Here is a 13,265-nt window from a genome sequence, read left to right as displayed (position 1 = left end):
AGTGCTATGACTTACATAATAGGAAATGAATAACAGCTGATGAAAATCCCTTAAGGAAGTTCATATTTTTTCAAAATGTATTATGCTACAAGACATATTAGTTTTAGCGATTAAAAAACTGTTGGGGTATTCCAGCAGTTTTTTGTTTTTGTGAAAGAATTGGATCCGTTATATTAGAAAGTTGTAGTATGCAAGATTGTATGAGAAAGATGGTTGATATTTTATTAACAAAACTTGGAGAGTCACTACGTCCAATTATCCTATTAGTGAAGGAATGGGCGACTAATAATATGGAGAAGGTTTTGGAAAACAGAAATAACACTAAATAATATTTTAAACCTGTAATTGTTCATTACAAACAGCTTAAAAAGAAAAAACGATTGCCTCTTAGGATCCAAGCAATCGTTTTTTTATTTTTTTCGGAGATGAAATTTGTGCTTTTGTACTCTCTCTCCATTAAGTTAAAAAAATGTTTGTTCCCCAGTAATGAAAAAAATGAATTTAATTCTCATAAATAACTGTAAAGTGGTAAAAATTTCGTTTTGGGGGTAATTCAAAATCTTAAGTTAATGGGCATGGGTTGGAGCCCTTTCTTTGTTTAGAACGGATATCCGCCTGTTGGCGGTGGCCAAGCACTAAATAATCTGCGAATCAGCACAATTTCTCCTAAATGGTAGGAGTTGTGAGATGCAATATTGCGTAGAACACCGCCCGGGGTTTCACCAGGCCATTCCTCCAATGTTTTGTCCAATTGAACGGTTTGGGCAATCGTGCATGCCTGTTCAATCCCCTGAAGAAAATACTGAATAATCTGTTGCCACTCTTCCTCACTGCCAGGACATTTTTCTTCAGGCCAGCTCTCTTTTACATGGGCAGGCAATGCAGGCTTCTTCCCCTGGGCGGATAATAAGAGAAAATCTTGCCAGTAGGTCATGTGTTTCACTAATTGATAAATAGAATAAGGAAGTTCCTCTCTGCGTTTTCCAGCAAGCGCCACGTCTATATCCGACAAAGCATTCTTGATGGGAAGATGTCCTCGTTCTCCTCTTAACGATTTTACTAATGCCTCGCTAAACGCTTTATTTGATTGTTCCATAATAACTGACTCCCATCCTGTTTTATTTTCTAATTTGCTGATTTTATGGTTCCGTCTCTTTTATATGCACTAAATATATTATAGAAGATTTACGACTATTAAGAGAAAACAAAATAAGGAAAAAATAACAAGAATTACTGACTTCTTAACGTACAATTGTAGTAACAGATAAATCGAAAGTTCGAATAACAACATCCAGGTCTGCGTTAATGTCAGCCACTTTTGATTTTAGCTTTTCCGGTCCCTCCTGAATTTTATCCAATTGATTTTATCGTGAATGAACTATGAGTCGATTATAATGGTTAGAGTGAACTCTAAGTCAAGAAAAAAATAATAAAAGGATAGTTAGTCCATTATGAGGGCTAACTATCCTTTTCATTTACTAAAGTAAACCTTGATGAATGAAATAAATCTCGATGTAAACTATTAAATATCAGTTCACATTTGAAACCTTTATATTATTGAATTTATCGCAATTTACCCATTTTCTTCGAAAGCTTAAATTGTATCGCAGGTACTATCTTACTGTTAATAAGATTAGTCCAGGCTGATAATGTACTTGATTACGTCCTTTTTTAGAGTACTAGTATCAGTATGTCCAAGTTTAGAAGGTTACTTACAAACGTTGTGGAGTGTTTGCACCAGAACCCTTTTTGCTGTGAAAATACTTTGGATGAGATCGAACCATTATGATCAAAAATACTACCTCTTTCAACTAAAGAAGTAGTATTAGTAACTGAAATAAAATTGTCAAAACAACACTAATAATGATAACGTTCGCTAAATATATTCGCTTCTTTCGTTTATAAGAATTTTAAAATCTTCCCTTTTTGAATGCAGCTTAACCATAAATTTAATTTTTTTTGTAAATGTGGAACTATTTCATTACTTACACTGTCTATTAAGCGTTAAAACATTTTTTATTTAATATATTTAGAAAGGAATAATCATTTTTAACTAAGGGAGAAGATTGAATTGAAAAAATTATGGATGCTGTTTTTCTTTTGTTTTGGAGTTATGTTGGTAGGATGTAATAAAAACGAACCGCCAAAACAAGCATTTGAAGAATATATCAATTTATGGAATGATAAAAAATTTGCAAATATGTATGATCATTTATCAGAACATGCAAAAAAAACGATTTCTAAAAAGGATTTCACAGAGAAATATCAAAAAATCTATGAGGGTATAGGAGTTAAGAATTTAAAAATTAAAACGAAAGGAGAGAATACTAAAGATAAAGAACGTTTTCTTTTTGAAGTTAAAATGGATACGGATGGAGGAACAGTTTCATTCATCCATGAAGCAAAACTCGTGAAAGATAAGGAATCTTGGAAAATAGATTGGACACCAGACTTCATTTTCCCAGGTATGAAAAAAGATTATAAAGTACGTATGCAAACAGAGCAAGGAAAACGCGGAGAAATATATGATCGAAATGGAAAAGGGCTTGCAACGAATGGTAAAGCGACTGAAGTTGGAATTATTCCAGAGAAACTAGGTGAAACGGCAGCGCAAACGAAAGAAATAGTAGCACAATTACTTGATATGTCTATAGAAGAGGTCGATCAGAAGCTCACAGCGAAATGGATAAAACCAGATTCCCTTGTACCAATTGGTATTTTAAAAGAGGGAACCAGACAGAATGATTATATTGAATTAGAAGGAGTTTCATCTCGCCCAGTAAATATTCGTACGTATCCATTAGGAGAAGCAGCGGCACACTTAACGGGATATATAGGAAAGGTAAATGCAGAGGAGTTAAAATCGCTTCAAAAAAAAGGTTATCAAGCAGATGATTTAGTGGGTAAGACAGGTTTAGAGAAAGTATTAGAGAATAAATTGCGTGGTGAAAAGGGTGGACGCGTATTTATGGAAGATGAGAACGGAAAAGAGATTAAAAACTTAGCAAAAAAAGAAGCAAAAGAAGGGGAAAATGTTACGTTAACAATTGATGCTGCAATTCAAGAAAAAATATTTAATGAGATGAAAAATGAAGCAGGATCTAGTGCAGCGGTCAATCCTAAAACGGGTGAAACAATTGCACTCGTAAGTAGCCCTGCTTATAATCCAAATACAATAGTTAGAGGAGCATCAAAAGCTCAACGGGAAGCATGGAATAACGACTCGAAACTGCCAATGATGAATCGCTTCACACAAGCATTTGTACCAGGTTCTGTATTTAAAACGATTACAGGTGCAATTGGTTTGGAAACGAAAACAATAAATCCTAAAGAAGAATATAAAATTCAAGGATTAAAATGGACAAAAGATTCATCGTGGGGAAATTATTATGTAACACGTGTGAAGGAAGCTAGTCCAATTGATTTTGATAAGGCAATGAAGTACTCTGATAATATTTATTTTGCTCAACAAGCTTTGAAAATGGGAAAAGATCAGTATGTAAATGAATTTAAGAAATACGGATTTCATGAAAAATTACCAATCGAATACGAATTTCCTATTTCAATAATTGCAAAAGATGGGATAAAAAACGATATTCAACTAGCAGATACGGGATATGGACAAGGACAAGTATTAATGACACCACTTCATTTAGCATTAACATATGCACCGATTGTCAATGAAGGGAATATTCCGTCGCCTCATCTGTTAAAAGAAGCAAAAGTAGCGGGAAATTGGAAAGAAAACGTGGTTTCTAAAAAGAATCAAGAGATATTAAAGAGTGCATTAATAAAAGTCATTAATGACCCTGATGGCGCTGGGAGAATTGCTAAGGTTGATGGTGTAACTCTTGCTGGTAAAACCGGTACAGCAGAACTGAAGGAGTCGAAAGAAGCAGACGGAAAAGAACTTGGATGGTTTGCAGCTTTTGATGCAAATGCGCCAGACATGATTGTTACCATGATGATTGAAGATGTAAAAGGAAGAGGGGGGAGTAATGTTCCAGGCGAAAAAGTAAAACATGTTTTTCAGAAATAACACTAAATTATAAGGTGAAATCTTTTTCTGAAATTATTATATGTATGCTTAACTCAAAGGTGTAAATTGGGAAAAACAAAGAACAATAAAGTTTCAAAAAAGCATTCTTTCTAATCGAGAATGCTTTTTTGTTGTATCTCTAGAAAGTTGATACCTCATCTTTATTTTCATTTCTGAAAGGTTGGCATTGCTAATAATAAATATGAGAGTAGAACAAATTGAAATGGACAATTGAGGGTAATTTTAAACTTTAACAAAACAGTTATTTAGTAAAAAATAAATAGAGCACACAAATAAGTATGCTCTTAGAAAAAATAGGTGATACAAGTGGAGTGTTGCGTGAAATTTAAGGAATCATAATCAGATTTTTATGAGTAAATTTTTAACATTGTATGCATTACTTGTTTTTTGGAGTCTGTCATCAAAAAGAATGTAAAGGTGATTATTTAATGAAATGTATTGTACACCTTTACATTTTTCAGGAGGATGCTTCTATCAAAAAAAAGATAAACAATGGAACAAATGAAACTTGTATCATGTCTATATATTGAAACCATATTAAAAGTGAGGGCAGTTTTATGTTTATTCAAATAAGTTTGAGGTGTGGAAATGGAACAGAAGTTTATTGAAAAATGTAATCATGATGAGCTTGACTATGTTATAAAAGACTATTGGCAAGATGTATGGAATTATTCATTTATTATTACGAAAGATCCACACTTATCAGATGACATCACACAAGATGTCTTTATAAAGGTTTTTAAACATTGGCATTCGTTTCGAAAGGAGTCATCTATTAAAACGTGGATATTAAAAATTACAAGAAATACAGCAATAAACTATTTGAAATCCTCTTATTTTAAAAGGATATCTTTAGTGGGATTTTTTAGTGATGACAAGCAATCTCCATCGGCAGAACAAGAGTTTTTTAAGCAAGAGGAAATGAATGATGTGTGGGATGTTGTATTAAAACTACCTAAAAAACACCGCGAAATACTAATATTGGACGCGAAATATGAATTGTCTTATGAAGAAATGGCTGAAACATTAGGTGTATCAATTGGAACAGTCAAATCTAGATTAAGCCGAGCGAGAAGTAAGGTTTCAAAACTAATAGGGGAGGGTAGAAGTGATGAACAGTAAAAAAAATCCTGACTGGTATAGTAAATTGAAAAAAGGCCCAATGGAGCATCGGAAAGATGAAGAAGAATTTATTTATAAAATAAAGCAATCGGTATATCAAAATAGTGAAGTAGATTCTGTAACATATAAGAGACCATTTCGTAAAAAAGCATTGCCTGTTGTAGTTGTTTTGGTTTGTACAATGTTATTTTTTATTGTTCAACAACCTTGGCTTGATGATAATAAATCACCGGTACAAAGTAGTACTCAAATTAAGCCGAAAACTAAAGATGAGTCTGCTCAAGATCCATCATTAAAACAATTTATGAATGATTTATATCGAAGCACAAATTCAAAAAATGAAAATGATTTGTATAGAGCATTAAATGATGAAGTTCTATTTAAAGGGAAGAGTTATAAGAGGGATGAATTGAAGTTTGATGAGGATATTTTTCATGAGTTGCAAGTCGCTCTTACAATGGGGGGAGAATTTGCAAATGATACAAAGAAAGTATACAAAGTACCAAGTGGATTGACAGAAAGTAACCAACCAAAGCAATCGCATTTTATATATGCAACTGTTACTGGAAATAAAACGAAAATTTTAGCTGAACCAAAACGAGAATCACAAGTTTTATATGAAGTATCTAATGAAATGGTAAAAGCTTTGATTCCAGAAAAAGCGCAGAATGATGGATATATAAAAATATCGACAATTAACGGTTATACTGGATATGTACAAAAAGAGTATGTTTTAACTGATATTAAATATTCTTTCATATTTGAAAAGAATGATGAAGGTATATGGGAAATAATAAATATAGATTCTATATGGTAAAAGAGGAAGGTTCACTTTAATGAACCTTCCTCTTTGTTTTTATTTTCTTTTTGAAGAGTATTCCAGGACTCTAAAATTTCTGATGTAACAAGAGCTGCAATATTTTTTTCTGAATTACTACCAGGAATAACGACAGAAATAGCAATTTGTGGATCTTCGGTAGGAGCATATGCAATGAAAAGAGAATGATTTATCATTCTTTCTTGCTCGTTTGGAGAGCCTGTTATACCTGTTTTACCTGCGACATGAAAGGGCAAGTTTTTAATTTCTTGTATATTTTGACTCATCCCACCTTGCACGACACTCCAGAATTTCATAGGATAACGATTTGAACTTTCTAAGATTGGTTTAAACTTTTTTGTTTCCTTACCGTCCTGACCAATAATAGTACTTACGATTTGAGGTTTATATTTATCGCCTTTACTTGCCAAAATTGCTGTATATTGAGCGAGTTGAAGAGGAGTATGCACTTCATTTCCTCCCCAAGAGGCATTTAATAAAGCGGAGATACCATTTTCAAACTTATTAGATGGATGAAATTCATATTGTCCGTCTTCTTCAAAGGGTAAATCAATCCCAGTTTTAGAACGAAGGCCGAATTGCATTAAATAATCTGTCCATATATTTGCCACCTTTTCTATATTCCCATTATTTTGGTTGAATAAGGGAAGAGCTACTTTTGCTGTCATAAATGTATTAGATGAATTAATGATAGCCTGACTCGGTGTAATTTCACCTGTTGGCGTTCCAGGTGCATTAGTAATGTTATTTTGATTATCATACTGAAAAGTACCTTTATCTAAATAAGTATCTTCGGGTTGAAAAAGCTTTTCGTTTAATCCAATTAAAATAGTAAGTGGCTTTATAGTAGAGGCCATATTTACATAAGACTCACCATACTTTAATTTTTGAATTGCTTTATTTTGCGAAAGTGATTTAATGTTTTCTTTTTTAGATGATACATGTGTATGTAATATATTTGGATCAAAAACTGCCGAATTGGCCATAGTTAAAATTGCACCAGTTTTTACATCGGTTACTACAACATAACCAGCATTAGCATCACGTATTTTCTTAATTTGAGATCTTAATGCTTCCTCTGTTTTTTGCTGCAACTTAGAGTCTAAAGCTAGCCTGACATCTTTTCCTTTTTGTACTTTTTGAATGTTCCATAAGAACTTTTTATTATTCATTTTAAAAATAAGAGTTTTTCCTGGTTTTCCTTTTAAATCGTTTTCATATTGAAGCTCAATCCCACTTTTTCCAACAGGTCCATACTTAGAATTAAGGTCATTTTCTACATACCCAATTACCTGGGAACCAATTTCGTGTTTAGGATAATATCGAATCAATTCATCTTTGATTATTACATTATTGGGTCTGTTCTTGTTTATGAATGTAAGTTCATTCTCATTTATGTCAGAGTATAACGGTATACCATTCATAGTCTGCTTTTTACAAGATTGTTGTAATTGCGATTTTATGTCCTCCGCAGAAATGTCATGTTGAAACTCGCTTGAAAATTGATTGAAAAAAGCTAATGTGTTTGATGTATCTTGATTCGATAGCTTTTCATCATTAGAAGTGCAATATAGAGATTTAACTTTCTTATTTGTAGCTAGTATTACACCATTTTGATCAAAAATTTTTCCTCTTTCAGCTGAAGAAGTTGCGATAGTAATTGAAATGAAGTTGATTTTTAATAAAATTAGTAAAATCAAACCTACAATAGAAAGAACCGCAAAAAATCTCCATCTTTTCGTATGTAACATATAACCCTCCCTTATGTAGCCTATTTCATCTTATAGTTAATTATTTTTTTTGTAAATGTGGAACAACTTTATTACTTAGGTTGTCTATTAAGTATTACAGCATGAAGAAAGGAACAATCAGTATGAAAAAAAGTACATGTTAATAGTAAGTCTATGTGTAAGTTTAATATGAGTCATTATACAGTTTAGCATTTCTAATGCAGGCGACAAAAAAATAGAGAAAAAAACAGGAAGGGAGATTTATCAATTACGCGGCTAAATCCAAAGAAATGGATGCTTACAAGGATTTAACAAAAAAGATAAGACACTATTATAACTGAATAGTGGTTTCTAATATATAGGGAACACTTTTAGTATATTTATTTACTAAGTATTAGTGAGGATTTCCGGAAGAATTATATGGAGGGTTTATGAAAGAACAAAAAGTAAAGAAACAGAAGACATATATATCTATTCGATTGAATATAATGTTCCTATGCATATTTGTACTATTCTCAGCTATTATTATGCAGCTAGGAAAAGTACAAATCGTTGAGGGAGAGGCTTATAAGAACCAAGTGGAAAACAGTCAAAATGAAACAACTAGTATACCAGTTCCACGTGGACAAATTCTAGATCGAGAAGGGAAAACGGTCGTTAATAATAAATCTCTTCGCGCAATTACGTATACAAGGGTGAAGGGGATTACGAGTGAAGATATTTTAAAAACAGCAAAAGAATTGGCGAAAGTACTTGAAATGCCTGAACAAGATATAAATAAGTTAACCGATATCGATAAAAAAGATTTCTGGATGCAATTGAATACGAAACGTGCGGAATCAAAGATTACTAAAAAAGACATAGGAAATTTTAAAGAAAAGGGAATAGAGGGAAAAGAACTAGACAAAAAAATTCAAGACTTAAGACGAAGTCGCGTTACAGAAGTAGAATTGGCAGAATTAACAGCACAAGATTTAAAGGTGTTAGCTATTAAAAGTAAAATGAGTTCAGGTTATCAACTGACACCACAAATTATAAAAAAAGATGTGACAGATCAAGAATATGCGCGGATAAGTGAAAAACTTGCGGAGTTTCCAGGAGTAGATACAACAGTTGATTGGGAACGTAATTATGTAAATGGTAATTTATTTCGTTCCGTGTTAGGTAATATTACAAGTAGTGAAGAAGGATTACCGAAAGAAAACTTAGATTCTTATTTGGTACGTGGATATAACCGTAATGATCGTGTAGGAAAAAGTTATATTGAACAACGATATGAAGATGTATTACACGGCACAAAAGAAGAAGTGAAAAACATTACTGATAAATCAGGAAACATTATAAACACAGAAATAATCTCCAAAGGAAAAAGTGGTAGTAGTTTAACATTAACGATTGATATGGAATTACAAAAGAAAGTGGAAGAAAGTATAGAGAAAAATTTGAGAGCTTTTAAGAGTTCAGAGCCATTGTTGGACCGAGCGTTTGTCGTCATGACAAATCCGAATAACGGACAGATTTTATCTATGGCAGGCAAAAAGATTGTAGAAAAAGAAGGGAAAATAGAGATTGAGGATTTGGCATTAGGTAACATGACAACTTCGTATGAGCTAGGGTCAGCTGTAAAAGGCGCAACGTTATTAACTGGATATGAGACAGGGGCAATACAGCCAGGAGATCAATTTTATGATGCACCGATGAAATTTAAAGGTACACAAGCCAAGAAATCATGGAATGTATCCGGATTTGGTAATATTAATGATTTACGAGCTTTACAAGTATCTTCGAATGTATACATGTTCCAGACAGCTTTAAAAATTGCGGGAGTTAATTACGTACCGAATGGTTCATTGGATATTAAACAAGAAGCATTTGATAAAATGCGTTATTATTTTAAACAATTTGGTTTAGGGGTACCAACAGGTATTGATTTACCGAATGAAATAATTGGGCAAACTAGAAAAGTAGATAGTCAACCTGGGTTTTTACTAGATTTTTCTATCGGTCAGTATGATACTTATACGCCATTGCAATTGGCACAATATATTTCAACTATTGCAAATGGTGGATATAGAATGCAACCCCAAATTGTACAAGAAATACGAGAGCAATCAATAAAAGAAGAGGAAGTTGGCAAAGTTATACGCTCTATAGAGCCTGTCGTATTAAATCGAGTTGATATGAAGAAAGAACATATTGATCGGATAAAAGAAGGATTTAGATGGGTATTCCAAGAAGGTGATGGAACTGGCGTGAAGTATTTCAAAAATGCGCCATATAAACCAGCAGGAAAGACAGGGACAGCTCAAACTGTATATGGTGGAGATGATCCAATTGGTAGAAATGCAAAAGGAGAACGTATGGAATGTTACAACTTAACATTAGTTGGATATGCTCCATATGATAATCCAGAAGTAGCATTTTCTGTAGTAGTCCCATGGCTTCATGATGATAAAAATGGAATTAATTCTATAATTGGGAAGGAAATTTTAGATGTATACTTTGATTTAAAAAAGCAACGTATACATGGTGAAGCTGCTAGTACAGATAGTTCGAATCAAAATTAGTAAAATTTGTGCACTTTTCTCAGGGGAAGAGACCCTGTTTATATAAAAGCCTTTATAAGTTAAAGAAAAAGTGAGATTTGAAATAAGAGATAGCAGCTATCATAGTTGCTATCTCTTACTTTTGTTAATATCTTGGCTACTAGTTAAAAAGGTTTTAAATTTATGGAACAAACTTGTTTCTTAGATGGTCTATTATGTGTACGTATAAAAACAGGTGTTCAAATAGGATACAGTGTATTGAATTTACTACTTGTTTTCAATATTGAAAATTTGAAAGGAATGATGATTTTGAAAAACAAGAGGATGCTAAAAATAGGTATATGCGTTGGTATATTAGGTTTAAGTCTTACAAGTCTAGAAGCTTTTACAGGAGGGGCATTGCAAGTTGAAGCGAAAGAAAAGACCGGACCAGTTAAACATAAAAATCATGCGACGTATAAAGAATTCTCTCAACTTGAGAAAAAATTTGATGCTCGATTAGGTGTGTATGCTATTGATACTGGTACAAATCGAACAATTGCTTATCGACCTAACGAAAGATTTGCCTTTGCATCAACCTACAAGGCATTAGCGGCAGGAGTATTGCTACAGCAAAACTCAATTGAGAAATTAAATGAAGTTATCACTTATACGAAAGACGACTTAGTGGAATATTCACCTGTTACTGAGAAACATGTAGATACCGGAATGGCACTAGGAGAAATTGCTGAGGCTGCTGTTCGTTCCAGTGATAATACTGCAGGGAACATTTTATTTCATAAAATAGGCGGACCTAAGGGATATGAAAAAGCGCTTAGACAGATGGGTGATCGGGTTACTATGGCTGATCGCTTTGAGACAGAGTTAAACGAGGCTATTCCAGGAGACATTCGTGATACTAGTACAGCAAAAGCAATTGCTACCAATCTTAAGGCTTTTACGGTCGGAAATGCACTTCCAGCTGATAAACGTAAAATTCTTACAGAGTGGATGAAAGGAAATGCTACAGGAGACAAACTTATTCGTGCAGGCGTACCAACTGACTGGGTAGTTGGAGATAAATCAGGAGCTGGAAGTTATGGGACACGAAATGATATTGCTATCGTTTGGCCGCCTAATAGAGCACCCATTATCATCGCAATTTTATCCAGTAAAGATGAGAAAGAGGCTACCTATGATAATCAACTAATTGCAGAGGCAACTGAAATTATTGTTAATGCTCTTAGGTGATAGTATTTTTGTTTTGGCATTTCTTAACATGATGTTTTTGAAAGTATAAAGTTAGAAAACGATTCTTTTTCGTGTGAAAAGAATCGTTTTTTTTGTATTCTTATTATTAAAAGGATAAAAGTAAAAATATAATGAACATATATTACGTATCCGGAATGAAAATTTCATGTACTGCATTATTTTATTGATATAAACAATTTCAAAAAAGTATAATATAATTCAGTTAACATATATAAGTGTTTTATGAAAATAAAAAGGAGAAACTATGAAAAAAAATATTAATAGAGTCATTTTGATTATTAGTACAATAGTTGGTATTAGTATATTTTCATATTTGCAGAACAATTTAATAAGTGTAAGTGAAGTTAATATATCATCTAGCAAAATTCCTGCCTCTTTTAAAGGGTTTAAAATTCTCCAACTTTCAGATTTACATAATAAAAAATTTGGTGAAAATCAAGATGTTTTAATTAAAAAAGTAAAAAACTTGAATCCTGATATCATTGTTATTACCGGTGATTTAATTGACAGTAAATCATATGATGCAGAAATTAGTTTGCAAGTAATACGAGAACTTGTGACGGAGTATCCAGTATATTTTGTGACAGGGAATCATGAGAAGTGGTCAGGGAAATATAACAGTTTGGAGAAAGAATTGAAGAAATACCATGTTACTGTTTTAAGAAATGAGTATGTAAGTATTCAAAAAGGTGAGCAAAAAATATACTTACTAGGTATTGATGATCCTGATTTTACTAATGAAAACGGTGGCGAAGGAAGTATTGTAAAAGCTGAAATTATAAAAGCAAAGGATAAAACGCAACCAGATGGATATAAAGTATTGCTATCTCATAGGCCTGAATTTTTAGAAGAGTATGCTGATGAGCAAGTAGATTTAGTTTTATCGGGTCATGCACATGGGGGACAAGTTCGGTTACCTTTTATCGGGGGATTAGTTGCTCCTAATCAAGGAATGCTGCCCAAATATACAGCGGGTTTATATGAACAACAAAATACGTCTATGATAGTTAGTAGAGGATTAGGCAATAGTATCATTCCGCAAAGAGTTTTTAATAGACCTGAGATTGTAGTCGTGCAGTTAAATTAATCTGTACGACTTTTTTGTTCAGGGGAATAATTTAAAGGTAGTTTTTCTTGAGTACAAGTTTCCATTACAATTTTGTTAAAATTTTTCAACGTTACATAAAGTAACAAAATTTGACCTATTGAGTTTGTTATAGTGTAAATAATCAAAAAACTTAAAAATTAGTCGAGTTAAAATAGTTATTATTAAGCGATATTAAAAATATAAAGGGGTGTACAAATGCATAAAGAATTTGAAATTGAAGAATATACGGCGATTGAGGAGCAAATTCATTATTATAGTACGTCTTTATTAGTAAGTCATCCTGAGCAAATTGTAAAGTATTTAGAAAAACGGTTAGAAAAGTATGCAGAAACGTTACAATATGCACATTTATATCCGGAAACGGTTATATTACCAATACAGCAAATAGTTATCGAATATTCTTTAGATGTTGCTAGAATTAAAAGGTATTTAAATTTAAAAACATAACAAAAATCGAATAATTTACAATGAAACAGAGTCGACTTTAAGAAAAGATATTCTAATGTCGACTCTGTTTCATTGATTTAGTAAATAACAGAAAAAATATATGTTTGAAAAGTTTGACATATAATAATTCGAGAGTAAAATAAAAGTGAGTACTCACTCATTT

9 protein-coding genes and 1 pseudogene are annotated in these 13,265 nt (G+C 32.6%); 7 read left to right on the top strand and 3 right to left on the bottom strand.

Going from position 1 to position 13,265, the window contains the following annotated elements:
• Positions 1-598: 598 nt before the first annotated feature.
• Positions 599-1,096, bottom strand: a complete 498-nt coding sequence (locus JTF23_RS25340) for a DinB family protein (protein ID WP_204210060.1) — start codon at positions 1,094-1,096, stop codon at positions 599-601.
• Positions 1,097-1,247: 151 nt separating this feature from the next.
• Positions 1,248-1,334, bottom strand: a pseudogene (locus JTF23_RS28295) (SDR family NAD(P)-dependent oxidoreductase); the annotation flags it as partial.
• Between the two features lie 737 nt (positions 1,335-2,071).
• Here JTF23_RS28295 and JTF23_RS25330 point away from each other — a divergent pair.
• The 3 genes from JTF23_RS25330 to JTF23_RS25320 all read left to right on the top strand — a co-directional run bounded on the left by JTF23_RS25330 (position 2,072) and on the right by JTF23_RS25320 (position 5,999).
• A complete protein-coding gene (locus JTF23_RS25330; RefSeq protein ID WP_204210059.1) occupies positions 2,072-4,039 on the top strand; it encodes a penicillin-binding transpeptidase domain-containing protein in 1,968 nt (655 codons plus the stop codon).
• A gap of 609 nt (positions 4,040-4,648) precedes the next feature.
• Positions 4,649-5,182 (top strand): RNA polymerase sigma factor, encoded by a 534-nt coding sequence (locus JTF23_RS25325; RefSeq protein WP_204210058.1) that lies wholly within the window; start codon positions 4,649-4,651, stop codon positions 5,180-5,182.
• Complete coding sequence (locus JTF23_RS25320) at positions 5,172-5,999, top strand: SH3 domain-containing protein (protein WP_204210057.1); 828 nt, start codon at positions 5,172-5,174, stop codon at positions 5,997-5,999. Before JTF23_RS25325 ends, JTF23_RS25320 begins: the two co-directional genes overlap by 11 nt.
• Before the next feature lie 11 nt (positions 6,000-6,010).
• On the opposite strand, the gene JTF23_RS25315 is transcribed toward JTF23_RS25320, so the two are convergent.
• Entirely contained in the window at positions 6,011-7,771 is a 1,761-nt protein-coding gene (locus JTF23_RS25315) for a peptidoglycan D,D-transpeptidase FtsI family protein (protein WP_204210056.1), read from the bottom strand.
• Between the two features lie 410 nt (positions 7,772-8,181).
• Between JTF23_RS25315 and JTF23_RS25310 the strand changes: the two genes are divergently transcribed.
• From JTF23_RS25310 to JTF23_RS25295, 4 genes are all read left to right on the top strand, one after another.
• A complete protein-coding gene (locus tag JTF23_RS25310) occupies positions 8,182-10,317 on the top strand; it encodes a peptidoglycan D,D-transpeptidase FtsI family protein (RefSeq protein ID WP_204210055.1) in 2,136 nt (711 codons plus the stop codon).
• Between the two features lie 282 nt (positions 10,318-10,599).
• Positions 10,600-11,526 carry a class A beta-lactamase Bla1 gene (bla, locus tag JTF23_RS25305; RefSeq protein WP_374100907.1) on the top strand — a complete coding sequence of 309 codons (927 nt, stop codon included), beginning with the start codon at positions 10,600-10,602 and terminating at the stop codon, positions 11,524-11,526.
• Between the two features lie 265 nt (positions 11,527-11,791).
• The gene (locus tag JTF23_RS25300) at positions 11,792-12,634 is read left to right on the top strand and encodes a metallophosphoesterase (protein ID WP_204210054.1); all 843 of its coding nucleotides are present in this window, start codon (positions 11,792-11,794) and stop codon (positions 12,632-12,634) included.
• A gap of 216 nt (positions 12,635-12,850) precedes the next feature.
• Entirely contained in the window at positions 12,851-13,102 is a 252-nt protein-coding gene (locus tag JTF23_RS25295) for a hypothetical protein (RefSeq protein WP_204210053.1), read from the top strand.
• Positions 13,103-13,265 lie beyond the last annotated feature (163 nt).

The sequence above is a fragment of the Bacillus sp. RIT 809 genome, assembly GCF_016892495.1.
Classification (GTDB): Bacteria; Bacillota; Bacilli; order Bacillales; family Bacillaceae_G; genus Bacillus_A; species Bacillus_A cereus_U.
This window is presented reverse-complemented; position numbering and strand designations above follow the sequence as displayed.